This is a genomic window from Marinobacterium sp. xm-g-59 (assembly GCF_013283315.1).
Taxonomy (GTDB): Bacteria; Pseudomonadota; Gammaproteobacteria; order Pseudomonadales; family Balneatricaceae; genus Marinobacterium_E.
In genome coordinates, this window is sequence record NZ_WBYR01000001.1 from 420,664 (window position 1) to 446,836 (window position 26,173).

Here is a 26,173-nt window from a genome sequence, read left to right on the forward strand (position 1 = left end):
TATTAAACCCCCCAAAGAATCTGAATACCCCACACCACGTAAACAAACGCGAGCAGGCCACAGGCAGATTGGAATACGAAACGAATGCCAGTTGGTTTAATGTAGTCGGTAGAAATTGACCACATACCGATCCAAGCATGCGCAACCAATGAAAGCAGTGTTAACAGTGTGAAGATACGCATTGCAGTACCTTCAAACAGTGCTGACCACTGGTTGTAATCTAGTTCAGGGTTAAGCAGCATGTAGCCGATCATGAAGATCGTGTAAGCTGCAAGGACAACCGCAGTTACGCGCTGCATCATCCAATCGTAAAGGCCGCTACGGCCAAAGCTTGTTACCGAAGTTACCATACCCAAACTCCTGCTAGCACAATGGAGATAGCTGAAATCGCAAGCGTTGCTTTCGCAGCCGCATTGCCAGATTCAATCTCTTCACAGTAACCCGCATCCATAACAAGGTGCTTGATACCTGCGAAGAAGTGGTACAGAAGTGCAGACAACAGACCCCAAGCGATGAACTTGGCAATGAATGATTCTGTTAGAAGTGCAGCTGCTGCATCAAAACCCTCTTGAGACTCAAGAGAAAGGCTCAGTGCGTACATCATGAAAATGGTACCGACAAATAGAATCAGACCAGTGACACGGTGCAGAATTGAAGTCACAGCCGGTAGAGGCTGCTTAATGGTTCTCAAATCGAGATTTACAGGTCGTTTTTTGTTCACGGCTCTAGTTCACACTTATGTGCCCTCTCCGGGGCCTCGTTTACTAGTAAGTACCTGATTCGGTAGTGACAGAGTCAACTACTCAGGACGACGATTAAAACTGCACGTTTATGACAAATATTCATATGAATATTCACATATTGCAGCGCGCAATTTTCGGAGGCTGATTATAACAATTGATAGGCTTTTGACAATCAATCTAAGGCCCTATTAGCCAATGGTTTAATAGGGCCATGTACAGTTCCGACGCGATTCATACGCCAGAGCGCATAAATTCGACTTATAGCTTTTTGTCCTTACTTTATAGCTTTTGCACTGCAACAATTGACGATTGACAATCACTTTGGGCTCACTATAGTGATCAGGCCTTAAAGAGTTCTGAGCCAACCTCAGAAGAGCTCTAAGATGCTTAAATACCCATATTAAGCAGTAACGGAAATAGATAGGAGCCAACCATGGCTGATAAGAAAGCTCGTCTAGTAGTAGACGGTGTAGATAAAGAGATCGAACTGCCGGTTTATCACGGCACAGAAGGTCCAGATGTTGTTGACGTTCGCCCACTAACAGGTGAAGGCCTGTTTACTTACGACCCAGGTTTTGTATCAACAGCCTCTTGTGAATCAAAAATCACATACATTGACGGCGCTAATGGTGTTCTTCTTCACCGCGGTTACCCAATCGAAGAACTGGCCGAGCACTCAGACTACCTAGAAGTGTGTTACCTCCTTCTAAATGGTGAACTCCCTACTCCAGAGCAGAAAGCTAAATTTGACTACACTGTGAACCAACACACTATGGTTCATGAGCAGCTTCGCTCTTTCTACAACGGTTTCCGCCGTGACGCTCACCCTATGGCGATCATGTGTGGTGTCGTAGGTGCGCTATCCGCTTTCTACCACGACTCACTGGACATTAATGATCCTCACCACCGCGAAGTCTGTGCATACCGTCTCATCGCTAAAATGCCTACGCTAGCGGCGATGTGTTACAAATTCTCAATCGGTCAGCCATTCATCTACCCACGTAATGATCTTGGCTACGCTGATAACTTCCTACGCATGATGTTTGCGACACCTTGTGAAGATTACAAAATCAATCCAGTGCTTTCACGCGCGATGGATAAGATCTTCACACTTCACGCAGACCACGAACAGAACGCGTCTACTTCAACTGTTCGCCTTGCTGGTTCATCAGGTGCTAACCCATTTGCCTGTATTGCAGCGGGTATCGCAGCACTTTGGGGTCCGGCTCACGGTGGAGCAAATGAAGCTGTATTGAAGATGCTTGCTGAGATCGGTTCTGTTGAGAACATCCCAGCATTCATCGAGAAAGCAAAAGATCCAAACGATCCATTCCGTCTAATGGGCTTCGGTCACCGCGTATACCGCAACTTTGACCCACGCTCACGCGTTATGAAACAGACCTGTGATGAAGTATTGGCTGAACTGGGCATCACGGATGATCCAATGCTAGACATCGCTAAAGAGCTTGAGCGCATCGCGCTAGAAGATGAATACTTCGTTAGCCGTAAACTCTACCCTAACGTTGACTTCTACTCAGGCATCATCCTGAAAGCGATCGGTATCCCTACCTCTATGTTTACCGTTATTTTCGCTCTGTCACGAACGATCGGCTGGATCTCACACTGGAACGAGTTCCACTCAAGCCCGAACAAGATCGGTCGTCCACGCCAGCTTTATACTGGTGCGCCTAAGCGCAAGCACCCACGCGCTTAATCGCTAATAGCGCCCCATAAAAAAACCCCGCTGTAGCGGGGTTTTTTATTGTCTAGCACAAGACAGTTATTAGTGCTGTGTACGCATCAACGGTGAGCTGAACACCTGCTGGATAGCACGATGATTAACAACCTGCGCAGCTACTTTAGACGCTTTTTTCTGAGCCTGAACAACAAGCGCTGCCAATTCAGAGCGACGAATCTGTTTTGCATTCCACTCAACCAGAGCGATCTTTTCTGACTCGCTTAGGTCGTTGCTGTCTAGAAGTTCTAGAAGTGTTTTTTGATCAAGGATCTGTGACATGAGGTCATCCTCCACTGTTTAATTAAGTTGGCGCTAATATATTCGACCAAGGTATTAGTCAGCAAGAGAGGCTTTTTCACAGAATAGGTGAGTTAAATTCAACTGACGTGGTTTTATTTTCCGCAGTACCAGTGACTGACTTCAGTCTGTCATCTACTGTTCCAGACAATTCTTGAGTCTACATTGAAACCAAACAGCGGATGACAGGCTAAAGCCAGTCACCGGTGTGCAGACTTAGCTACGGAGTCGCAGTGACTGGCTTTCAGCCTGTCATCCGCTCTTTCAGAAAAAAATATAAACAAAAAAGCGAGCCAGTGGCTCGCTTTTCATTCACAAGGTAAATTCAATTACCCAGCAATCATTCCATTCTCACGCATGATGCCTTCGATCTCTGGCAAGCTTGCTGGATCATCGATGGTTGAAGGTACTGTGTACTCTTGTCCATCAGCGATCTGACGCAGTAGCTTACGTAGGATTTTGCCTGAACGAGTTTTAGGCAGACGCTTAACCACCGCCGTGCGCTTGTAACAGGCAATTGGGCCAATCTCTTTACGAATATTAGCAACCAACTCAGCTGAAAGTTGCTCATCTGAGATATCAGCTCCGTCTTTCAGAATGACAAGACCAACAGGCTCCTGACCTTTTAGCTGCTCAGAAATACCGATTACGGCACACTCTGCAACGGCTGGGTGCGCAGCTACGATCTCTTCCATCTCACCCGTCGATAGACGGTGACCGGCAACGTTAATCACATCATCGGTACGACCCATGATGAAGACATAGCCATCTTCATCTTTATAGCCACCGTCGCCCGAGGTGTAGAAACCTTCGACATCTGACAGGTAACCCGACTTGAAGCGATCGAAATCACCCCAAACGGTTGGCAAACAGCTTGGTGGTAGTGGCAGTTTGATAGCGATAGATCCCTGCTGACCTGCTGGTAATTCATTACCCGCTTCGTCAACAATCTGCACATTAAAGCCTGGGCTTGGCAGCGTTGCTGATCCGGCTTTTGGTGGCATCGGCTCGACACCCATCAAGTTGCCACAGATCGCCCAACCGGTCTCCGTCTGCCACCAGTGATCAATAACGGGTTTACCGGTTTTCTCAACGGTCCAATCATAGGTTGGTGGATCGAGACGCTCACCCGCCATGAAGATAGTTTGCAGTTCAGACAGGTCGTATTTACCCACTTCCTGAGCTTCGGGGTCTTCCTTCTTAATCGCACGAAAAGCGGTCGGTGCAGCAAATAGAATCTTAGCTTTGTACTCTTCACAGACACGCCAGAAAGCGCCAGCGTCCGGTGTACGAACCGGCTTGCCTTCGTAGACAATCGTACTACAGCCAGCCAGAAGTGGTCCGTAAACAATGTAAGAGTGACCAACAACCCAACCTACATCCGAAGCGGCCCAGTAAACATCACCCGCTTTTACGTTGTAGATCGCTTTCATTGAGTAGTTCAGTGCGGTCGCATGACCACCATTATCACGAACAACACCCTTAGGCTTACCCGTAGTACCTGATGTGTACAGAATATATAGAGGATCAGTACCTTTGACCGCCACTGGCTCTGCTGGTGTCGCGTTAGCCATCTCTTCAGCCCAGTCGCAATCACGTGGAGCCGTTAGCTCGGCCGTCACCTCTTCACGCTGGAAGACAATAACAGACTCAGGCTTATGCTCAGACAGGTTAATCCCTTCATCTACCATCGGCTTGTAAGGAAGCACTTTAGCGACTTCTACACCGCAAGAGGCTGTCACAATCACCTTAGGTTGTGCATCATCGATACGTACAGCTAGCTCGTTAGGTGCAAAGCCACCAAACACAACTGAATGGATAGCACCCAAGCGTGCTACCGCCAGCATGGCAACCACTGCTTCAGGGATCATTGGCATGTAGATAACGACACGATCGCCCTTCTCGACCCCTTTAGATTTCAAAACGCCTGCAAAGCGTGACACCTGATCTTTCAGTTCAGAGTAAGTCACAGTGCGTTTAGTGTTGGTTACTGGTGAATCATAGAGTAGAGCCGCTTGATCACCGCGACCCTGTTCGACATGATAGTCAACAGCCATATAAGAGGTGTTCATCTCACCATCAGCAAACCAACGATCGATACCGTTCTCATCTTTCGAAAGAATCGTTTGTGGTGCTTTGAACCATGGCAGATCCGCCGCTTTCTCAGCCCAAAACGCTTCTGGTTGTTCGATCGACTTCGTGTATTCGCTTAGGTAAGACATACTCATTCCTCATTAACTGACGAGATGTGATTATTTTTAGACGCTCGATATGAGCACTTTTCTAAAATAAGATTGTCGACACTTTACCGGAAAAGATTGCGGATTTATTTACGACTTATGGCGATATTGTCGACAATCCTATCCATCCTTATAACCAGATAAGTAGATTTAAGGTGCTTTTATCGCCAGCATGTAGTTCTACTACAGCCCGATTTGGGTTGGATTTGTTCGAAAGCATAGGCTACTCTGCGTCCACATTTTGAAAAGTTACATACCTTTTGCCAATGCACACCCCATCCATAGAGCTAAGCCACGTCACTCTGACAAGAGAAGGACGTACTATCTTCGATGATCTTTCGCTGTCACTTAATGAGTCACGCATTGGTATTATCGGGTTTAATGGCAGCGGCAAAAGCAGCCTGATTCGCCTGCTTAACGGTTTACTTACCGCCGACAGCGGCACCATCAGCATCAACGGCAAAGACCCATCGAAAGGGCCTGCCGCCATGTCGACTGAAGTCGGTTTTGTATTTCAAAATCCAGATCACCAACTGATCTTCCCTACCGTGCTTGAGGAGTTGATCTTTGGTCTGCAGAACCAGGGCAAGGACAAGTCAGAGTCAGAAGCCGAAGCACTCGCACTATTAAAAGAGCACGATCGACTGGATTGGAAAGATCTTCCGGTCCACAGCCTCTCTGAAGGACAAAAGCAGTTGATCTGTATTTTCTCGGTACTCCTATTGAAGCCTAAAGTTATTGTCTTCGATGAACCCTTCTCTGCACTTGATCTACCCACTCGATATCAGCTTCAGAAAGTGATCAGCAGTCTGTCCCAGCAGGTCATTATGATCAGTCACGAGCTAGACGGTTTTGACGGGTTTGATCGACTGGTATGGCTAGGTGATCAAGGGGTCGTAAAAGACGGTCCCACTGAAGAGGTGATCACTGACTATAAACAGCATGCTGTTAAGACCGCTGAGTCATGATGAGTCTCTACCTTGCACAAATATCCTGGCTGCACCGTCTACCTGCCGGGTTAAAGCTCTTCTGTTTAGCCATCGCCACGGTGCTGCTCTACCCAGTAAAAGAGGTAGGAATCATCTCTTTAGCCGTTGCTGTTACGTTGGGGATCTACGCCAGCTTGGGCAGATCTGGCTTGGCGCAATTGAAACTATTGAAACCGCTGTTCTGGATGATGCTGGCAATCTTTGCCTTACAGTATTGGACCATGGGGCTTGCCGAGGCTTGGATACTACTTGGTCGCATGTTGGTACTAATCTTACTGGCCAATGCCATCAGCATGACTACGCGAATGGATGAGATGAACGCGGTTTTTCAATTTTTGCTAACGCCACTTCGATGGCTGGGTGTTCAGACCCAACGAATCGCGTTTGCACTCTCTTTACTGATACGGTTTGTTCCTGTGTTGGTCTCGTTTATGCATGCTCTGTTAGCGGCATGGCGAGCACGAGGTGGACAGCGTCGCTATTGGCAAATTATAGCCCCATTAGTGGTACAGGCACTTAGAATGTCTGACCAGGTGGCTGAAGCGGTCGCTGCTCGTGGCGGCATACCAAAAATTAAAAACTAGAGAGCCATTTCGGCTTCAAGCAACTCAAAAGGAGTCACTGTGAGTGAAATAACGAAAGACAAACAGATTGTTCAAATTGCAATCTTCGCGGCGCTGCTAGCAGCACTGGGCTTTATCCCGCCAATCCCATTTGCGACGGGTGTTCCTATCTCAGCTCAATCGCTGGGCGTTATGCTAGCGGGCACGATTTTGGGCGCACGTAATGGTGCTCTATCGATGATTCTGTTCCTAGTCGTCGTGGCTCTAGGTGCTAACCTTTTGGCTGGTGGTCGTGGCGGTCTTGGCGTCTTTGCAGGCCCTACTGCTGGCTTCCTATTTGCTTTCCCATTTGCTGCGTTCACAGCAGGCCTTCTGACACGCTCACTGTCAGGTAAATTCTCCCTCACCATTGCAGCAGGCATTGGTGCTCTGGTTGGCGGCATTGTCGTGATGTACCTCTTTGGTATTGCTGGATTCAAACTGGTCACTGGACGTACATGGCTTGAGTCACTGATGATCATGTGGGTCTACATTCCAGGTGACGCAGTGAAGGTCGTTCTTGCAGCGGTCGTAACAGGTGCAGTCGCTCGAGCGCTTCCGGGCACTTACGCCAACAAGTAACACCAACATTGAACACAAAAAAACCCGCTACTTGGCGGGTTTTTTTTACTTCTAGAAACGACTTACATTGAAGCAGGCTGAACAGGAATCGCTTTTTTCACACCGGTCAACTTGTTACGAGCGCGGATCTCTTCATCGGAGACTCCGTCTACCTCATCAAACTTAGCGCCTTCGAAATAGCAGAGCGTTGGTTGGAAGCCATCCAGTTCTGAACTATCTAGCTGGACGTAAGCGGCAATAATAAGCAGGTCGCCCTTGTTCGCTTTATGAGCCGCAGCACCGTTCACAGAGATTACACCGCTGCCACGCTCAGCACTGATAACGTAGGTCGAAAAACGTTCGCCGTTATTGATGTTATAGATCTCAATTTTCTCATACTCATGAATACCTGAAGCATCTAGAAGGTCCTGATCAATGGCGCAAGAGCCTTCGTAGTGCAGTTCAGCATGAGTGGCTGTCACGCGGTGCAGCTTCGCTTTTAAGAAAGTTTGTAGCATATCTATAACCCATGAATTGGTTGGGGATTCTATCCCTGAGTCGAACGAGGTCGCGATTTTACTCTTATCATCTAAATTTTGCACCTGCGTAATCGTTCTAACAATATTCAACGTCAATTCAGGTTAAACATGAGCTGATTTCAGTCAAAGATGAAATGCAATCAAAACCATTCCAATCAACTTGTTATAGAATATGCGCCTCAAAATTCGTTTAGATAAAAGGCGTGACAGCGTGCGTGACTATTCTGCAACCGATCAACTACTAAAACAGCTACTCAAAGAGCGCATCCTTATTCTGGATGGTGGCATGGGTACGATGATCCAGGGGTACAAGCTAGAAGAAGCCGACTACCGCGGTGAACGCTTTGCAGATTGGCACTGTGACGTCAAAGGTAACAATGATCTATTGGTGTTAACACAGCCCAAGATTATCGAAGATATTCACTACGAGTACCTCAAAGCGGGCGCCGACATTATTGAAACCAACTCATTCAACGCGACCACCATCGCGATGGCCGACTATGAGATGGAATCGATCAACCACGAGATCAATGTCGAAGCGGCTAAAGTGGCACGTCGTGCTGCAGATCGTATGACGGCCGAGACACCAGACCGCCCTCGTTTTGTTGCAGGTGTACTTGGCCCGACCAACCGCACCGCTACCATTTCACCCGATGTAAACGATCCCGGTTTTCGTAACATCACCTTTGATCAACTGGTTGAAGCGTACACCGAGTCGCTTGATGGTTTGATCACCGGTGGTGCAGACCTGATTCTGATCGAGACCATCTTCGATACCCTGAACGCTAAAGCGGCCGTTTTTGCCTGTGAGCAGTACTTTGACGATCACAATCTAAGACTCCCATTGATGATCAGTGGCACCATCACTGACGCTTCAGGCCGCACGCTCTCTGGCCAAACGACCGAGGCGTTCTGGAACTCTCTTCGTCACGCCAAACCACTCACCATCGGTTTGAACTGTGCCCTAGGCCCTAAAGAGTTACGCCAGTACGTTGAGGAGCTCTCTCGTATAGCGGATACCTATGTCTCTGTTCACCCTAACGCGGGTCTACCCAACGCCTTTGGTGAATATGACGAATCTCCTGAAGAGATGCTGAGCGAAATTGCCGAATGGGTCGACTCTGGCTTCGTCAATGTGGTGGGTGGCTGTTGTGGCACAACCCCAGATCATATACGCGTCATTCGCGAAGGGATCATCTCTAAAGCGCCACGTCAGATTCCAGATCTACCGATAGAGTGTCGCCTAGCCGGCCTAGAGCCTCTAAACATTGGAGCTGAGACTCTGTTCGTTAACGTCGGTGAACGGACCAACGTCACCGGCTCTGCTCGTTTCCGCCGACTCATTAAAGAGGGTGACTACGAGACAGCACTAGAGGTCGCTCGTCAGCAGGTAGATAACGGTGCACAGATCATCGACATCAATATGGATGAGGGGATGCTGGATGCCGAAGCGGCCATGATTCGCTTCCTCAATCTGATTGCATCCGAGCCAGATATCTCACGTGTGCCGATCATGCTCGACTCCTCTAAATGGGAGATCATCGAAGAGGGTCTAAAACGCATACAAGGTAAAGGCGTTGTTAACTCCATCTCACTCAAAGAGGGTGAAGAGAAGTTCATAGCTCAAGCCAAGCTGATTCGTCGCTACGGTGCTGCGGTGGTCGTGATGGCCTTTGATGAAGTGGGTCAAGCCGACACCTATGAGCGCAAGATTGAGATCTGTGAGCGCTCTTATCGCGTGCTGGTCGATACCGTAGGCTTCCCACCTGAAGATATCATTTTTGATCCGAACATCTTTGCCATTGCTACCGGCATCGAAGAGCACGACAACTACGCAGTCGACTTTATTGAGGCGACTGGTTGGATCAAAAAGAACCTACCGCACGCTATGATCTCGGGCGGTGTCTCCAACGTCTCGTTCTCGTTCCGTGGTAACGACAAGGTCCGCGAAGCGATCCACTGTGTATTCCTCTACCACGCCATCAAACAGGGCATGGACATGGGTATCGTCAATGCGGGTCAGTTGGCGATCTATGACGACCTACCTGAAGCGCTGCGTGAGCATGTTGAAGATATCGTACTTAACCGTCGCGAAGACGGTACCGAGCGAATGCTCGAGCACGCTGAACAGTATCGAGGTGATGCGGCCACTCAAGCGAACGGGGCTGATTTGGCATGGCGTGAACTGCCTGTCCAAGAGCGCCTATCGCACGCCCTAGTCAAAGGCATTGCCGATTACATCGATGAAGATACCGAAGAGTGTCGTCACCTGTACGATCGTCCACTGCACGTCATCGAAGGTCCATTAATGGATGGTATGGGCGTTGTAGGTGATCTGTTTGGCGCCGGTAAGATGTTCCTGCCTCAGGTGGTGAAATCGGCCCGCGTTATGAAGAAAGCGGTTGCCTATCTGATGCCTTACATTGAGGCGGAGAAAGATGGCAGCGAGTCGAGTTCAGCCGGCAAAGTGATCATGGCGACCGTAAAAGGTGACGTGCACGACATCGGTAAGAATATCGTTGGGGTGGTACTGCAGTGTAACAACTTTGAGATCATCGACCTCGGTGTCATGGTCCCTGCAGAGACCATTCTGAAAACAGCCCGCGAAGAGAACGCCGATATTATAGGTCTGTCTGGACTGATCACACCGTCACTGGATGAGATGGTGCATGTTGCTAAAGAGATGCAGCGCCAAGGCTTTGACATACCGCTGTTGATCGGTGGCGCAACCACGTCAAAAGCACACACTGCAGTTAAGATTGAACCTAGCTACCAGAACAACCAAGTGGTGCACGTAACCAACGCATCACGTTCGGTCGGTGTTGCCTCTGCCCTACTCTCGAAAGAGCGTAAAGAGCAGTTCATTGCCGACACTCGTGAAGAGTACCAGGCGGTTCGTGAGCGTCACCTGGCCCGTCAAAATGAGCAGCGTCGCGTCAACATCGATGCGGCTCGTGCGAATGCAGAACCGGTAAACTGGGAAGGCTACCTACCGCCAGTACCCAACAAACCTGGCATCCACACCCTCAATAATATTCCACTGGAATCACTGCTTGAGTTCATTGACTGGACACCCTTCTTCCAATCTTGGGAGCTGGCCGGCAAATACCCTCGCATCCTGACCGATGAGATTGTTGGCGAACAGGCAACTAAACTGTTTGAAGATGCCAAATCGATGCTAAATAAGATTGTTTCGGAAAAACTGTTAGAGGCACGTGCTGTCGTTGGACTATTCCCAGCTAACCGCGTCGGTGATGACATCGAACTCTACACGGACGACAGTCGCACTGAGCTATTAACGACGGTTCACCACTTACGTCAGCAGACGCAAAAGATTGAAGGTCGATACAACCACTGTCTGTCGGACTACATCGCGAGTAAAGAGAGTGGTACACCAGATTATCTAGGCGCCTTTGCTGTCACAGCGGGCATTGGTGTTGATGAGATAGTAGCAGAGTTCGAAAAAGACCATGATGACTACCAATCGATTATGGTTAAAGCTCTGGCTGACCGTCTTGCCGAAGCGCTTGCCGAGAAACTGCACGCAGATGTCCGCAGAGATTACTGGGGCTATGCATCTGAAGAGTCTCTCGATAACGAAGCGTTGATTCGCGAAGAGTATGTTGGCATTCGCCCAGCACCTGGCTACCCAGCCTGCCCTGACCACACCGAAAAAGGGTTACTGTGGAAACTTCTAGATGTTGAGCAGCAGGTCGGCATGACGCTGACTGATAGCTTTGCCATGCTACCCACCGCTGCTGTCAGCGGATGGTACTTCAGCCACCCTGAGGCGAAATACTTTGGTGTTGCCAAGATCAGTGAAGACCAGGTAGAGGACTACGCCCACCGCAAAGGGATGGAGTTGTCAGAAGCTGAGCGCTGGTTGGCACCGAATCTAGGGTATGAGCCAGAGTCGTTGTAAAAGCACGTGATTTGAATGCGGTGACAGGCTGAAGGCCTGTCACCGTTGTAATGACCTAACAACGCAGTGCCCGTGACTGGCTTTAGCCTGTCATCGGCATCACCAGCGTTTTCCAGAACCTCTGCGAACACCAGACAGCGGATGACAGGCTAAAGCCAGTCACCCGGTCTTAGCAAAACCTCTGGATAAACCACGCCAAACCACCTTATAACTTTCCCGACTTAACTTGATCCAAATCGACCTAGCACTCCTACACCTTAAGTCTTAGTCCCGCTCTGTAAAATAACTACACACCCCAGTATAATGCGCGCTGCGAAACTATCACCGCAGATTCCGAAGGAAATAAATTGAGGTCACAAACTTCAATTTGATGGAATCCTACCGTTAACATTTGGGGACTAGAATGGCTAAAAAACCAAGTACCATCGTCTACACACTCACTGACGAAGCACCAGCACTTGCGACAGCATCACTACTACCGATCGTACGTAAGTTTGCTAAAACCGCAGACATTAATGTTGAACTCTGCGACATCTCACTAGCAGGACGTATCCTCTCCTCTTTCCCCGAGTACCTTAACGATCAACAGAAGGTTGAAGACGGTCTAGCACAACTAGGTAACATGACCTCTGATCCAAACCTTAACCTGATCAAACTACCAAACATCTCAGCCTCTGTACCTCAGTTGAAAGCTGCAATTGCTGAACTTCAGGGCCAGGGCTACCACGTACCTGAATTCCCAGATGAGCCACGTAACGACAAAGAGATCGAGATCCGTGATCGTTACTCTAAGATTCTAGGTTCCGCTGTTAACCCTGTACTACGTCAGGGTAACTCAGACCGTCGTGCTCCAGCGGCTGTTAAAGCCTTTGCACGCAAGCACCCACACAGCATGGGGCAATGGAGCAAAGCGTCACGTACGCACGCTGACTACATGAACGGCGGCGACTTCTTCTCAAGCGAACAGTCTGTAACGATGGCGAAGGACACTAAGGTCCGTATCGAATTCATCTGTGGCGATGGCAACATCACTGTTAAGAAAGAGCTAGACCTTCAGAAAGGCGAAGTACTTGACGGCATGTTCATGAGCGCTAAAGCGCTACGCAACTTCTTCGAAGAGACACTTCAAGACTGTAAAGAGTCTGGTGTTATGTGGTCACTGCACGTGAAAGCGACCATGATGAAAGTCTCTCACCCAATCGTTTTCGGTCACGCAGTGACTGTCTTCTACAAAGAGGTATGGGACAAGTGGGGCGAGCTGTTTGAAGAGCTAGGTGTTAACCCTAACAACGGTATGGGTAACATTCTTGATAAGCTTGAAACACTGCCTAACTCTAAGCGTGAAGAGATCCTAGAAGATATCCACGCAGCTGCACTGCACCGCCCAGAAATGGCGATGGTTGATTCCGTTAAAGGCATCACTAACCTTCACGTACCTTCAGACGTTATCGTCGACGCCTCTATGCCTGCGATGATCCGTAACTCAGGTAAGATGTGGGGCCCTGACGGCAAGACTAAAGACACTAAAGCGGTCATGCCTGAATCGACTTACGCTCGTATCTACCAGGAGATGATCAACTTCTGTAAAACGCACGGTGCGTTCGATCCAACGACTATGGGTACCGTTCCAAACGTCGGTCTAATGGCGATGAAAGCGGAAGAGTACGGTTCGCACGATAAGACCTTCGAAATGGAAGAGGATGGCATCATGCGCGTCGTTGCTGAAGACGGCACTGTATTGATGGGCCACAAAGTTGAGAAAGGTGATATCTGGCGTGCGTGTCAGACCAAAGATGCTGCGATCCGTGACTGGGTTAAATTGGCTGTGACTCGTTCACGTCAATCAGACACTCCTGCGATCTTCTGGCTAGACGCTGAACGTGCCCACGACCGTGAACTTCGTAAGAAGGTAGAACTCTACCTACAAGAACACGACACTGAAGGTCTAGATCTTCGCATCATGTCTTACGTACGCGCGATGCGCTCTACTTGTGAGCGTCTAATCCGTGGCATGGATACCATCTCTGTTACCGGTAACGTACTTCGTGACTACCTAACCGACCTATTCCCAATCATGGAGCTAGGCACTTCTGCTAAGATGCTATCCGTTGTTCCAATGCTTGCGGGCGGCGGTATGTACGAAACAGGCGCTGGTGGTTCTGCACCTAAGCACGTACAGCAGGTTGTCGAAGAGAACCACCTACGTTGGGACTCTTTAGGTGAATTCCTTGCAATCGGTGTCTCACTAGAAGAGCTAGGCATCAAAGAGAACAAACCACGTGCTAAAGTTCTTGCAGCAGCACTCGATCGTGCAACTGAAACACTACTTGAGCGTGGTAAGTCACCCTCTCGTCGTACTGGTGAACTGGACAACCGCGGAAGCCACTTCTACCTAGGCCTTTACTGGGCACAGGAACTTGCACAGCAGGAAGAAGATAAAGAGCTAGCAGCAACCTTCGCTAAAGTTGCTGAAGACCTAAGCGCTAACGAAGCGAAAATCCTAGAAGAGCTAGCAGCCGTTCAAGGCAACCCAGCGGATCTTCAGGGTTACTACCATGCACCGCTAGACGTTGTAACTAAGGTTATGCGCCCAAGTGAGACTCTAAACAGCATCATCGATGCCTAAGGGTTAGCGTGAATAAAAAAACCGCGGCTTGCCGCGGTTTTTTTGTTGGAGCGATCTTGAAAAGGTCGCGAAAAAGATCGCCTCATCTTCGATAAGGCTCCAACGTACTGGTGACAGGCTTTAGCCTGTCATCCGCTTTTAAATTACGTGCAGAGCTTGGCAGTAAACTAAAAGAGCGGGTGACAGGCTAAAGCCAGTCACCGGCAATCTGCCCAAACTAGGCTTTCGCTTTCAACGTCATCACCCCACCCAACACAATTAACCCCATACCGGCAATCGTTAAGGTTGCTAGAGTCTCATCCCACAACAACCAACCGACCAGACTGGCTATGATGACTGAGCTGTAGGTGAATGGCCCAAGATAACCAGCGGGGGCGCTATGGTATGCCTTAGTCATTGAGAGTTGCGCCAAGGTCGATAGCGCAGCGATTCCAATAACACCCGCTAACTCAAACCAGCCCAGTGCCACCCACCCCTGCAGTGCAAAGGGTGCACTGAATAGTGACGCAAATAGCGAGAAGTAGAAGACCACCCTGCGAGAGGGTTCTGTATCTTTCATTTTACGCACGAAAATTTTTGCTTGAGCCCCCAGCACAGCACCAGCAAGGCCTATCAATACTGCCAGTTGCAAACCGGCATTGGCCGGATTAAGGACTAGTGCTACCCCAACAAACCCGATCGGTAGGGACCAAAAAAGAATGGGGTGGATCTTCTCTTTCAAGAACCAGAGCGCCAGCAGTGGCATGAACAGCGGTGCCGTCTGTTTTAATAGGGCTGCCGTACCCAGAGGAAGATGGGTCCAGCCATAGTAGAGACAGGACATAGCAGAGACACCAACCAGAGCCCTACCCAAATGAAGGTTGATGCGTGAGGTTTTCAGCGAGATCCCCTTCGCACCCAACACCAGTGGTAGCATAATGAGCAGACCAAAGGCGTTTCGTAAGAAGACCAACTGTGCAACCGAGAGAGCCTCAGCAACGGTTCGAATTAACACACCGGTAGCCACCAAGACAGCTTCTGCAAAAATAACTAACAGAACTCCTTTTAAGAGCTGGTTCGCCCCCTGCTCACTCACAACGAGAATCGCTGGTAGTCGTCAGAGAGAGTCTCTGCCGTTTTAGCGCTGGTCACAATCGCTTCATAGCCCTCTTCAGGGTTTGATAGATACTGATTAACGACGCGCTCAATATCACCTAAGGTGACAGCTAACACTCTTGAGCGATACTCCATGCGTTGTTCCGGTGTACGGCCAAAGAGCGCATTCAGGTGAGTCGCTTTAGCTTCGCCAGCCGGTGAACCCGGTTTATCGATCGAACTGATCACACCCAAGATTGCCTCTTCCAACTTTTCAGAATCCGCACCACCGTCAAGCAACCAAGCCACTGATTGATCGAAATGGTTGATCGTCTCGATGCTGTTTGGATCACGGTAGCTGTAGAAACGGAATAGCCCGTCACCACTGTCTTGGCTAGCACCCGAACCGTAAGCACCACCCTGCTCTCGAATGGCACGATGCAGGTAACCGTTGCGGAGAATCTCACCAGCAACGGTCAACGCGGCGGCATCTGGATGCGCAACAGTAACGGTCCTGAAGACCTTGGCACAGAAGTTTACCTGTGTATTAACAATCCAAGCCTGCTGCTTCACTGGCGCTTCAGCCGATACTTGGAAAGGCTTATCGACCGAACCAGAGGATAGACGCGCGAACTCTTTTTCAAACTGGCGCAGACAGCTCTCTTTATGCTCTGAATCAGCCACTAACAGCGCTTTAGGGCTAGAGGCCATTATTGCTTGGTGAATGCCTCTAAGCTCTTCAGCCAGGGCGTTCAACTGGCTTTCATCACTGGATTGATCAGCCAACTCACGGGCCAATTTAATCGATGGCAAACCTCTAGAGGCGTGTGAGAAACCGGCCCCAGGTGCTAGACCTGCACTGGCGGCCAAAATCGCTAACGAGTGACCCTGCCCAGTAACAGACTGCTCTTTTCGAGACGCGTTCTGGTTTAGCAACTCAGCAATACGAGCCGTCTCATTAAAAGGTGCTGAAACCAACATATCGGCCATCAACTCAGAGAGTGCCGCTTGATTAACAACCAACCCTTTGCCGGATAAGATCAGGATAGCGCGCAGTTGTGTCGCATCATCGGTCGCCGCTCGCGCATTGATAGAAGCTGAGATTCCACCACTGATGGCACTCTCCAATGCCTGGTGCTCTTTGTAGGTTCGGCCAGCACTACCCAATTCCGTTAGACACTGAGTGTAGAGTGGTAGAAGGGTCTGCTGCCTTGCCGTTAGTTCTGGCAGATCAAACAGCAGCTGTTGGTAGACGATGCCATTGGTGCCGGCTGTAAACCAAGTAGTGGAATCATTGACCTGATCACCTACCGGGAAGTGACATTCAACAGGAACATCCTCTAAGGTCACTTTTGGCAGCAGTGAAGGGTCATCGGCTTGGGTTTGACGCTCTTCGAGCTGTTTAGCGAGCGCACCGATCGACTCTAACGCTTCACGACTCAAACTCTGTTTGTATTGGGCCAGACGATCCGCCTCAGCCTGATCTTTACGCTGACTCAGTTCGGTATCAGGCCTTAGAGTGAGTAGCACACGGTGCGGGTTATCGAGCAACCAAGTTTTTACTAGATTCGGAATGAACTGAGGGTCTTTAATCTCCTCTCGTAGTTGATCCAGAACAGAGTCAATGTTGAGGCTCGCAATGGCATCACCACGGTGAATCGCATTTGATAGGGAGGCTAGGATTAGCGACATACCAAAGGGGTAGTGATCACCAGTAATTTCTCGTTGTTGAAGCTCCAACTGGTGCAGTTGGGCGGCCACAACGGATGGATCAACACCCTGATCAACCACCTCTTGCAGCGTATCCAACACCAGCTGCTCAAACTGCGCCGCTCGCTCAGGCTCACTCCCCTCGATACCACAGAGGAATGACATTTCGCGATTAGAGTCCTCGATACCACAAAGCGGTGAAGGTGCAGCTCCTAAATCTGTTGACTCTAGAGCGGCTCGCAGGGGTGAACTGGAATTATCCAACAGAACGCGTGACAGAAGTTGCCCCTCAAGCTCTGCCTTAAGATCGATCGACGGTTTGGTCAACCAACCAATGACATGATGGGTCTTACCCTCTGTCTCACCCTGATCAAGTGGGTAGGCCTCTTCTACCTTGATCGGGGCAAAGTAACGCTTCTCATCAGGCACACTTAATTCAGAATCGAGTCGTTCAAAACGATTAAACGCCTGCTCTTCAAAGCGACGCTGTAATTCGTCAACGGGAATATCACCAAAGGTCATGACAATGGCATTACTTGGGTGATAGTGGGTCTCATGAAAGGCTTTTAACTGATCGTATGTCAGATCTGGAATATCCGCAGGTTCTCCGCCCGAGTTGTAGTGGTAGGTCGTCGTTGGGAAAAGGTATTTAGAGACGGTTTGCCACAGCACCGATGTGGTTGAGCTCATGGCCCCCTTCATCTCGTTGAATACGACCCCTTTAAAGAGCAGGTCCGACTCTGGATTACCCGCTTCCGCTAGCTCTACACGGTGTCCCTCTTGCGCAAAATCTAATGGGTCGAGACGCGGGAAAAATGCAGCATCAAGATAGACATCCAAGAGATTGAAAAAGTCTTTACGGTTCTGGCTGGCAAAGGGGTACGCAGTCCAATCGCTGCTGGTAAACGCGTTCATGAAGGTATTCAGTGAACGGCGAGTCATCATGAAGAAGGGATCACGAACAGGAAAACGCTCACTACCACAAAGCGCTGTATGTTCGAGGATATGAGCCACCCCGGTTGAATCTTCAGGCATGGTTCTGAAGGCCACTAAGAAGACGTTTTCATCATAATCAGTTGCAAGGTGGAAGTGCTTAGCCCCTGTCGCCTTGTGCTCATACTCGCTCATTTCGATTCCGAGCGAGTTGATCATTTCTGAACGGATAAATTGAAAACTCTCGTGTGCTTGTGCCAAACCCAACAACCCTTTAATAAAAATTTATTGCAGAATTGTACCGGCATTGAATCATTTAAGCATCCACTTCGAACCAATCGATATTACTTAAAAGCCCCATATTTACTGGGGGTTAAGGTTAAAAATCATAACTAAAAACTTGAAATCTTGAGTAAAATGCTCAACATTATAAAGAGCTATAAAACTAAAGCGTTCAGGTTGTAATAAACCGAACCAAACCAGCAACGAGAAGAGGACATTATGGCCACTTACGACAGTATCAACACACAAGCACAGGGTGCCGTACGCGATACCAATAAAATGATTCGCAACACATACATGCTGCTTGCGATGACCATGGTATTCAGCACAGTCACTGCCGTTATCTCTATGGCAATCAACCCACCGTTTATTGTCTACCTAGGAAGCATCATCGTCAGCTTCATTATGCTTTTTGTCATCAACAAGAAGCAGAATACAGCCGCTGCACTCCCACTGACCTTCCTTTTCACAGGTCTAATGGGTTTTGGTCTAGGCCCAATCCTTAACTCTTACCTAGCACTACCGAATGGCGGTCAAATTGTAGCGACGGCTCTGGGTATGACTGCAGTAACCTTCTTCGGTCTAACGGGCTACGTTATGTCTAGCCGCCGTGATTTCAGCTTCATGGGTGGATTCCTAGCTGCGGGCTCTATCGTACTGATCGTAGCGATGCTTGCGATGTTCATCCTGCCTCTGTTCGGTGTGGATGTATCAGGCATGCAGCTTGCTTTCTCTGCCGCGGTTGTATTCCTAATGGCAGGTTTCCTTCTGTACGATACAAGCAACATCATCAACGGTACCTACACTAACTACATCATGGCGACGGTGGGTCTCTACCTAAACGTCTACAACTTGTTTGTTCACCTACTGAGCCTAGTGGGTGCGTTTAACGACGACTAATTTGTTGTTTGAGTTTCTTTAAAAATCCCCGCAATAGCGGGGATTTTTTGTTGGAGGCATATCGAAGATGTGGCGATCTTTTCGGTGGCAGTAATTTGCTCCTGCAATGACTGCATATAGACCATCCCTGGACTTAACTGGCCTTCAGCCTGTCAACCGCTGGTAGACTTTACTGCCAATCTGGAAAACACCGATAAAGCAGATGACAGGCTAAAGCCAGTCACTGGTGCCGTTAGCTAAATTCACGTTAATACACATCGCGGCCTTTTCAAGACCGCTCCAACATTGCCAGATTCGAACTTCGTGCCAGTCGTCCACGTCCGATCGAGAGTGCCAATGGCCAGCCTTTAGGCTGGGTATTCGCTTTTGATCTTCAATAACAAAACACCCACAAAGATGTGCCTATCAAAAATAAGTTGTTAGAATTCTCACCATGAAATACACCCTCATCATTCAATCCGCGCCGATCGATCATCAGAGCAGTCATACCGCTTTGCGCTTTGCTCGTACGCTTTTGAAGGCGGGTCATAGCATTGAGCGCCTATTTTTTTATGGTGCTGGGGTTCACAATGCGACCAGTCACAGTGTTGCTCCGCAAGATGAGTTAAACCTGCCTGAGCAGTGGCAGCAGTTTGTTACTCAACACTCACTGGATGCTGTTGTCTGCATTGCGGCGGCGGTACGGCGTGGGGTTATTAACTCAGCGGAGAGTAGCCGCTACAGCAAGACGGGTGACAGTTTAGCGGACGGCTATGATCTATCGGGTCTGGGGCAGCTAGTCGCCAGTGCGGTGGAATCTGACCGTGTCGTTACCTTTGGGGCTGGTTCATGAAACAGTTTCTTGTGATCACCTCTTCAGCACCTTATGGAAGCGCTCAAGCCCGAGAGGCAACTGACCTTGCACTGGCTGCCGCTCTGTTTGATCAGAAGGTCTCTCTTCTGTTTCAGGGTGATGGCGTGTTCCAACTGCTACCGGATCAAAACCCAGCAGTGATAGAGCAGAAAAACCTTTCCGCCATGCAGCAGGCGCTTCCGCTCTACGATGTAGAGGATCTGTTCTATTGTGCTGACTCTTTAGAGGAGCGAGGCATTACTCAAGACAAGCTTGCTCTGCCGGCAAAAGCGTTGAGTCGTTCTGAGATCGCACTACTCATTCGCCAACAGGATCATATTTTCCATGTCTAGCTCCAACGACAAGATCAGAGGCACTCTCTACATCGTCAATACACCGCCTAACAGCCCCAACAAGCTTCAGGCATGCCTTGAGCTACTGCAGGCTGATGATCATCTACTTCTTATCGAAAATGGCGTCTACTGGGCTTCTGAAGGCTTAAGCCGTTCATTACAAGAACTACCCTGCCCCGCGACGGTTTTAGAGTGCGATTGCCAGGCTCGTGGGGTCCTTAGTTCATTACCGACCTGTAGCGATGGTGGGTTTGTCGATCTGACGATTCAGTATCCGCGCTCTGTGAGTTGGTTCTAATGAGTGATCTGCTGGTTAACGGTGTTAGCTACCCATTGGATGCCGAAGGGTACCTAGAAAATTTAACTCAGTGGAATGTTGAGCTGGCTGAGTCCTTTGCAGAGAGCATTGATCTAGAGCTTACAGAAGCTCACTGGGAATTGATTGACCTGATGCGTCAGTTCTATCAAGAGTTTGAACTATCCCCTGCGATGCGTCCGTTCATCAAATACACCACACTGCATCTGGGGGCTGATAAAGGGAAAAGTATCTACCTAATGCAGCTCTTTCCTGGCGAGGGTAGCCCGGTTAAACGTATTGCCCTGATTGCAGGACTGCCTAAACCGGACAACTGTCTGTAGGTTATCTAAACCGCTTTTTTGAACAGGCGGTGGAAGTTAGCCGCTGAACGTTCAGCCACCTCTTCTACTCTAAGCCCCTTAAGATCAGCAACGCACTGTGCGACTTCTGCGACGTAACCTGGTTGGTTCGGTTTACCGCGATAAGGTACAGGCGCTAGATAGGGTGAATCGGTCTCAATGAGGAACTTATCCAATGGAACCGCTTTAACGACCTCGCGAAGATCTGCGGCGTTCTTAAAAGTGATAATGCCTGAGAAAGAGATCATAAAGCCGAGCTCAATTGAGCGCATCGCCATCTCCATCGTCTCTGTAAAACAGTGCATCACCCCAGCAGTCTTTGGATCCGCATGCTCCTGCATCACCTCAAGCGTCTCTTCTCTCGCTTCACGTGTGTGAATGATGACGGGGAGATCCAACTCACTTCCCAGCTTTAAGTGGTTAGCAAAACTCTCTACCTGCTGCTCTTTGGTATCCGTCTTATAGAAGAAATCGAGTCCAGTCTCACCTAAGGCAACGACACGCTGATTAGCCGCAACCGCTTGGCGAATCTGAGCTTCATCCCAAGGACTCTCTTCGACGTGGCATGGGTGAATGCCAACCGAAGCGAAGACATCAGACTGTCCCTCTATCGCCTCCAACATCGCAGGGTAGAGATTCATATCGATACCGACACAGAGCATTTTAGAGACACCGCGTTGACGCGCATCATTAAGCAGCTCAGTCAGTGAATCGTTATGTTTGGAGAGATCTAAACGGTCTAAGTGACAATGAGAATCGATGAACATGATTGTAAACTTTGAAAACGATGAAAATTAAATGGTAAGGGTTTGACGGCCCGATTCGTGTGCACCCGCAAGGTAGGTATCAATCTTCTTAAGCAGCTCAGTCTCGTCAGATGAGAGTTGAATGCCAATCCCCGGCACTTTACCGCCCTGCGCATTCTTGGGTGTTTGCCAAACCACTTTGCCGGTGACAGGGATCTTATCAGGCTCCCCCATTAACGATAGTAGTAGAAAGATCTCTTCGCCTAGCTCGTACTGATCTTTGGTTGGTATAAACAGACCACCACGCTCTAAAAACGGCATGTAAGCACGATAGAGATCCTCTTTCGTATGTATAACGAGACCGAGGATGCCGTGATTTTCTGATTTAACTGTCTCAACCATTACTTAACACTCAACTCTTTCCAATCAAAAAACAGTTTCTCTAATAGTAGCTGCTTATTGGGGTTTAGGTGGCGTTGGATCGCGTTTAATTCAACTTGAACTGACTCATAGAGTTTCAGTACACGGCTTGCATTCGCCTGTTTTGCAACTGAATCCACCATCTTACGCATATCCAAGTTGATACGAGGCTGTTCATCCTGCGCCATCTGAATTCTAACAATATCACCCAACAGAGATTGCCACCAAATTAGAGGCAGACGCAGATCCTCTTTTTGGTATTTCTCTGCCAAGGCGACTGGGCTGACTCGTGCACGCAACAGATCGGCCAAGCCACCCAGAAAATTGGCACGAAGATCAATCGCACCGCCGGACTTCCATTCGTAAGCTGTTAATGGAGCTCCTTGCGCTAACCCCAAGTAACCTTTGGCTTTTTCCGGTGGTAGCTGAAGCTTTTCGGCCAACCAATCGGTCGCCAAACCGGCTTCAGGCAGGCTAAATTCAACTCTTTGACAACGACTACGAATGGTCGGCATCACTTGACCTAACTGGTGAACAATCAACAGAATGAGTGTGTTATTGCCAGGTTCTTCGAGGGTTTTCAACAGAGCATTGGCCGCAGAGATATTCATCTCTTCTGCAGGATCGATGATCAAGACGCGATAACCACCCTGCTGCGCAGTGCCGTGCAAGCGATCAATGGTTTCGCGCACCTGATCAACTTTGATCACCTTGCCGGCCTCTTCAGGTGAAAGGTGAAGCAGATCCGGATGCGTTTCGTGCTGAATCAGCTCACAGGTTTTACACTGACCACAGGGTTCTGAACCCCTAGGGTTATTACAGAGCAAGCGTTTTGCGAGGTGCTCAGCAAACGCACGTTTACCCACCCCTTTATGCCCAGCCAATAGCAGCGCATGAGGTAATTTATTATCAGCGATCAACTGATCAATACGCTGCCAATACTCTGCCTGCCAAGGAAGAATGCTCACAAGGCAACTCCAAACTCACGCAGCACCGCCGCAATTTGGGCTTGAACCTGAGGAATGGAAGGCTCTGCATCAATAATTCGAATGCGTCCGTTTGAAGCCGCTGCACGCTCTAGGTAACGATCGCGTACCCGACCAAAGAAGCTCATCTCCTCTTGCTCGAAGCGATCGAGCGCAGCTCGTGCACGCGCACGGCTCATACCTACCTCAACCGGTAGGTCTAGCAGTAGGGTTAAGTCGGGTTGAAGATCGGACAACACCAACGACTCTAGCTGATCAATAGTCGTTTGATTCATCGCTCGGCCACCACCCTGATAAGCATGAGTCGCATCGATAAAACGATCACAAAGCACCCATTTACCTTCAGCCAAAGCGGGTTTAATGAGGGTCTCAACATGCTGTGCTCGAGCAGCAAAGACAAGAAGGAGTTCTGTCATCTCGGACATCGATTCAGATCGCGGGGTCAAAAGCAGATCACGAACCTGTTCAGCCAATTCAGTTCCACCCGGTTCACGTGTCACGACCAGATCGATACCGGACGATTCGAGACAGTCTTGAATGTAGTTTAAGTTGGTCGTTTTACCGACCCCTTCACCACCTTCGAGTGTAATGAACTTGCCTTGCATTAGTTGGCCTCTGGTGTAGAACGATAATCTTTGCGACGCTTCAGTTGATACTCTCTTACGGCGCGATTGTGTTGCTCTAGTGTATCTGAAAACTGGTGCGAACCGTCACCTTTGGCGACAAAATAGAGCGCCTTGCCGGGCTCAGGATTAAGTGCTGCGACAATTGCCTCCTCGCCGACCAAGGCAATTGGCGTAGGAGGGAGCGCTGGAATTCTATAAGTGTTATAGGGTGTCGCCTCTTTTAGATGCTTACGTGTCAGGTTGCCCTGATATCGATCACCTAAGCCATAGATCACGGTTGGATCGGTCTGCAGTCGCATCCCCCGATTAAGACGACGAATGAAGACACCCGAGATCTGCCCCCGCTCACTACTCAAACCCGTCTCTTTCTCGATGATAGATGCCAGAATAAGGGCTTCGTAGGAACTCTCAAGTGGCAATGTTTTATCACGACTCTGCCAATGCTTATCTAACACATCATTAAGCATTCTGTGTGCACGAAGCAGCAGTTCTTTGTCCGTTGTACCCCGCTCAAAATAGTAGGTCTCGGCTAAAAATAGGCCTTCAGATGAATCGACATTGAGGCCCAGTTCAGTCGACAAACTGGCGGCATCCGTAGCACTCAATGTTTTCTCAAGCAGTTCATTGTCTGCAAGAGAGTCCAGCATCTCTTTAACGGTTGCCCCCTCAATAAGGGTCACTCGATACTGCACAGATCGACCCGATATCAGACGATCAAGCAGGGTCTCTAGGGTATCCCCCACCCTTACCTCATACTCACCGCTGCGCAACTTGGTGAGTTCAGGATGAAGCTTAAACAGTAACTTAAGTTTGAACGGCTCATCCAACCAGTGACGATCGGATAGCTCTTGAACCAAGCGTGAGGCCGTATAGCCAGTAGGAACCGTCAAGGTGGTTGGTTGCTGGAGCGCTAGACGCTGTTTAGGAAGATCAAGAACGGACTGATATTGGCTCCACCCAACAGAGGCAAGCACCATAAAAAAAGCAACAAATACTATGACTGTTCGTTTTAACAAACCTAAACCCAATGAGTATTAGCAATCAGTATGAGTCGGGGCCGATAGGCACCCGACTCAACCGTCGCTAGATCTTGTTAAAGACGAGTGTACCGTTGGTACCACCAAAGCCAAATGAGTTGGACATAGCGGCAAATAGCTTCGCCTCTTGGGCCGTGTGAGCCACATAGTTAAGGTCACAGCCTTCACTTGGGTTATCCAAGTTGATCGTAGGCGGCGCTACTTGATCACGAAGAGCCAGCACACAGAAGGCTGCTTCGACAGCACCTGCAGCCCCTAATAGGTGACCTATCATAGATTTAGTCGAGCTCATACGGACATCTGAAGCAGCGCTTCCCAACACCGCTTTAGCCGCATTGGATTCCGCAATATCACCCGCCGGAGTCGATGTGCCGTGTGCATTGATGTAGTTGATTTGATCGACGTTCAGACCGGAATCTTTAATCGCATTAGTCATCGACAGAGCAGCACCGGCACCATCCTCTGGTGGTGAAGTCATGTGGTAGGCGTCATCACTCATACCAAAGCCACTCAACTCACAGTAGATCTTCGCACCACGCGCTTTAGCATGCTCATAGGACTCAAGTACCAACATTCCGGCACCATCACCCAGCACAAACCCATCACGATCACGATCCCATGGACGACTTGCTGCTTGTGGATCGTCGTTACGACTCGACAAGGCACGCGCAGCGGCAAAACCACCCAAACCAAGTGGCGTTGTCGCCATCTCAGAGCCACCTGCGATCATCACATCAGCATCACCGTATTGAATCATACGCATCGCATGACCAATGTTGTGGGTACCGGTTGTACAGGCGGTTGTGATCGCAATATTCGGTCCACGGAAGCCATATTTAATGGCTAGGTTACCGGCGATCATATTGATGATACTGCCAGGAACGAAAAATGGAGAGACTCGACGAGGGCCTGACTTATTCAGTATGTCGTGTGTGTTTTCAATCATTGGTAGACCACCGATGCCGGAGCCAATGGCACAACCAATGCGTGGTGCATTCTCTTCTGAGACTTCAATACCGGAATCTTCAACTGCTTGAATAGCAGCCACCATGCCGTATTGAATGAACAGATCCATCTTACGAGCCTCTTTAGGGTTGAGGTAAGGCTCTAGTTGAAAATCTTTAACAGATGATGAGAAACGTGTGCTGAAAGCCGAAGCATCAAAATGCTCAATTGGGCCTGCACCACTCTTTCCCGCAAGAATATTTGACCAAGTGTCATCGACCGTTTGACCAACAGGTGTTAATAGACCAAGACCTGTGACTACAACTCGATTGCGCGACATCTAAAACTCTCCGATGGGCTAATAAAAGAAAAGCCGCAACTACTCTAGGCAGGTGCGGCTTTTCGAACGTACGTA

24 protein-coding genes are annotated in these 26,173 nt (G+C 49.2%); 11 read left to right on the top strand and 13 right to left on the bottom strand.

The window, feature by feature from the left end:
* Positions 1–2: 2 nt before the first annotated feature.
* Together sdhD and sdhC are read right to left on the bottom strand one after the other, a co-directional pair.
* Positions 3–350 carry a succinate dehydrogenase, hydrophobic membrane anchor protein gene (sdhD, locus tag XMG59_RS01990; RefSeq protein ID WP_173481577.1) on the bottom strand — a complete coding sequence of 116 codons (348 nt, stop codon included), beginning with the start codon at positions 348–350 and terminating at the stop codon, positions 3–5.
* The gene (gene sdhC / locus XMG59_RS01995) at positions 344–721 is read right to left on the bottom strand and encodes a succinate dehydrogenase, cytochrome b556 subunit (protein WP_173481578.1); all 378 of its coding nucleotides are present in this window, start codon (positions 719–721) and stop codon (positions 344–346) included. The genes sdhD and sdhC overlap by 7 nt, the downstream gene beginning before the upstream one ends.
* 455 nt (positions 722–1,176) lie before the next feature.
* On the opposite strand from sdhC, the gene gltA reads away from it, so the two are divergent.
* Complete coding sequence (gene gltA / locus XMG59_RS02000; RefSeq protein ID WP_173481579.1) at positions 1,177–2,457, top strand: citrate synthase; 1,281 nt, start codon at positions 1,177–1,179, stop codon at positions 2,455–2,457.
* Positions 2,458–2,526: 69 nt separating this feature from the next.
* On the opposite strand, the gene XMG59_RS02005 is transcribed toward gltA, so the two are convergent.
* Both XMG59_RS02005 and XMG59_RS02010 read right to left on the bottom strand, forming a co-directional pair.
* Positions 2,527–2,760 carry a hypothetical protein gene (locus tag XMG59_RS02005; protein WP_173481580.1) on the bottom strand — a complete coding sequence of 78 codons (234 nt, stop codon included), beginning with the start codon at positions 2,758–2,760 and terminating at the stop codon, positions 2,527–2,529.
* A gap of 347 nt (positions 2,761–3,107) precedes the next feature.
* Positions 3,108–5,000 carry a propionyl-CoA synthetase gene (locus tag XMG59_RS02010; protein ID WP_173498137.1) on the bottom strand — a complete coding sequence of 631 codons (1,893 nt, stop codon included), beginning with the start codon at positions 4,998–5,000 and terminating at the stop codon, positions 3,108–3,110.
* A 284-nt stretch (positions 5,001–5,284) separates the two neighbouring features.
* On the opposite strand from XMG59_RS02010, the gene XMG59_RS02015 reads away from it, so the two are divergent.
* From XMG59_RS02015 to XMG59_RS02025, 3 genes are read left to right on the top strand one after another with little or no spacing between them, the layout of a single operon-like run.
* Positions 5,285–5,986, top strand: coding sequence for an energy-coupling factor ABC transporter ATP-binding protein (locus XMG59_RS02015; protein WP_173498153.1), 702 nt, complete (start codon positions 5,285–5,287; stop codon positions 5,984–5,986).
* Entirely contained in the window at positions 5,983–6,591 is a 609-nt protein-coding gene (locus XMG59_RS02020) for an energy-coupling factor transporter transmembrane protein EcfT (protein ID WP_173484292.1), read from the top strand. The genes XMG59_RS02015 and XMG59_RS02020 overlap by 4 nt, the downstream gene beginning before the upstream one ends.
* A gap of 39 nt (positions 6,592–6,630) precedes the next feature.
* A complete protein-coding gene (locus XMG59_RS02025; RefSeq protein WP_371731443.1) occupies positions 6,631–7,191 on the top strand; it encodes a biotin transporter BioY in 561 nt (186 codons plus the stop codon).
* Positions 7,192–7,253: 62 nt separating this feature from the next.
* Here XMG59_RS02025 and panD read toward each other — a convergent pair whose 3' ends face one another.
* A complete protein-coding gene (gene panD, locus XMG59_RS02030; RefSeq protein ID WP_173481584.1) occupies positions 7,254–7,688 on the bottom strand; it encodes an aspartate 1-decarboxylase in 435 nt (144 codons plus the stop codon).
* Between the two features lie 232 nt (positions 7,689–7,920).
* Between panD and metH the strand changes: the two genes are divergently transcribed.
* Entirely contained in the window at positions 7,921–11,631 is a 3,711-nt protein-coding gene (gene metH / locus XMG59_RS02035) for a methionine synthase (RefSeq protein WP_371743712.1), read from the top strand.
* A 403-nt stretch (positions 11,632–12,034) separates the two neighbouring features.
* Positions 12,035–14,257: an NADP-dependent isocitrate dehydrogenase gene (locus tag XMG59_RS02040; RefSeq protein WP_173498139.1), complete on the top strand. Its 2,223-nt coding sequence runs from the start codon at positions 12,035–12,037 to the stop codon at positions 14,255–14,257.
* Positions 14,258–14,474: 217 nt separating this feature from the next.
* Here XMG59_RS02040 and XMG59_RS02045 read toward each other — a convergent pair whose 3' ends face one another.
* On the bottom strand, positions 14,475–15,332 hold the full coding sequence (locus tag XMG59_RS02045) for a DMT family transporter (RefSeq protein ID WP_173494334.1): 858 nt from the start codon (positions 15,330–15,332) through the stop codon (positions 14,475–14,477).
* Positions 15,329–18,235 carry an insulinase family protein gene (locus XMG59_RS02050; RefSeq protein ID WP_371743713.1) on the bottom strand — a complete coding sequence of 969 codons (2,907 nt, stop codon included), beginning with the start codon at positions 18,233–18,235 and terminating at the stop codon, positions 15,329–15,331. Before XMG59_RS02050 ends, XMG59_RS02045 begins: the two co-directional genes overlap by 4 nt.
* A 240-nt stretch (positions 18,236–18,475) precedes the next feature.
* Between XMG59_RS02050 and XMG59_RS02055 the strand changes: the two genes are divergently transcribed.
* From XMG59_RS02055 to XMG59_RS02075, 5 genes are all read left to right on the top strand, one after another.
* Entirely contained in the window at positions 18,476–19,156 is a 681-nt protein-coding gene (locus XMG59_RS02055) for a Bax inhibitor-1/YccA family protein (protein WP_173481588.1), read from the top strand.
* Positions 19,157–19,589: 433 nt separating this feature from the next.
* Positions 19,590–19,988, top strand: coding sequence for a sulfurtransferase complex subunit TusD (gene tusD / locus XMG59_RS02060; RefSeq protein WP_173498140.1), 399 nt, complete (start codon positions 19,590–19,592; stop codon positions 19,986–19,988).
* Positions 19,985–20,341 carry a sulfurtransferase complex subunit TusC gene (gene tusC, locus XMG59_RS02065; RefSeq protein WP_173481590.1) on the top strand — a complete coding sequence of 119 codons (357 nt, stop codon included), beginning with the start codon at positions 19,985–19,987 and terminating at the stop codon, positions 20,339–20,341. Before tusD ends, tusC begins: the two co-directional genes overlap by 4 nt.
* Entirely contained in the window at positions 20,334–20,639 is a 306-nt protein-coding gene (tusB, locus tag XMG59_RS02070; protein WP_173481591.1) for a sulfurtransferase complex subunit TusB, read from the top strand. Before tusC ends, tusB begins: the two co-directional genes overlap by 8 nt.
* Positions 20,639–20,980, top strand: coding sequence for a TusE/DsrC/DsvC family sulfur relay protein (locus XMG59_RS02075; RefSeq protein ID WP_173481592.1), 342 nt, complete (start codon positions 20,639–20,641; stop codon positions 20,978–20,980). Before tusB ends, XMG59_RS02075 begins: the two co-directional genes overlap by 1 nt.
* Before the next feature lie 5 nt (positions 20,981–20,985).
* On the opposite strand, the gene XMG59_RS02080 is transcribed toward XMG59_RS02075, so the two are convergent.
* The 6 genes from XMG59_RS02080 to fabF all read right to left on the bottom strand — a co-directional run bounded on the left by XMG59_RS02080 (position 20,986) and on the right by fabF (position 26,098).
* The gene (locus XMG59_RS02080) at positions 20,986–21,765 is read right to left on the bottom strand and encodes a TatD family hydrolase (protein WP_173498141.1); all 780 of its coding nucleotides are present in this window, start codon (positions 21,763–21,765) and stop codon (positions 20,986–20,988) included.
* Positions 21,766–21,792: 27 nt separating this feature from the next.
* On the bottom strand, positions 21,793–22,146 hold the full coding sequence (locus XMG59_RS02085; protein ID WP_173481594.1) for a PilZ domain-containing protein: 354 nt from the start codon (positions 22,144–22,146) through the stop codon (positions 21,793–21,795).
* Positions 22,146–23,132: a DNA polymerase III subunit delta' gene (locus XMG59_RS02090; RefSeq protein ID WP_173483196.1), complete on the bottom strand. Its 987-nt coding sequence runs from the start codon at positions 23,130–23,132 to the stop codon at positions 22,146–22,148. Before XMG59_RS02090 ends, XMG59_RS02085 begins: the two co-directional genes overlap by 1 nt.
* The gene (tmk, locus tag XMG59_RS02095; RefSeq protein WP_173498142.1) at positions 23,129–23,755 is read right to left on the bottom strand and encodes a dTMP kinase; all 627 of its coding nucleotides are present in this window, start codon (positions 23,753–23,755) and stop codon (positions 23,129–23,131) included. Before tmk ends, XMG59_RS02090 begins: the two co-directional genes overlap by 4 nt.
* Entirely contained in the window at positions 23,755–24,792 is a 1,038-nt protein-coding gene (mltG, locus tag XMG59_RS02100; protein WP_173498143.1) for an endolytic transglycosylase MltG, read from the bottom strand. The genes tmk and mltG overlap by 1 nt, the downstream gene beginning before the upstream one ends.
* A gap of 67 nt (positions 24,793–24,859) precedes the next feature.
* The gene (fabF, locus tag XMG59_RS02105) at positions 24,860–26,098 is read right to left on the bottom strand and encodes a beta-ketoacyl-ACP synthase II (RefSeq protein ID WP_173481598.1); all 1,239 of its coding nucleotides are present in this window, start codon (positions 26,096–26,098) and stop codon (positions 24,860–24,862) included.
* Positions 26,099–26,173 lie beyond the last annotated feature (75 nt).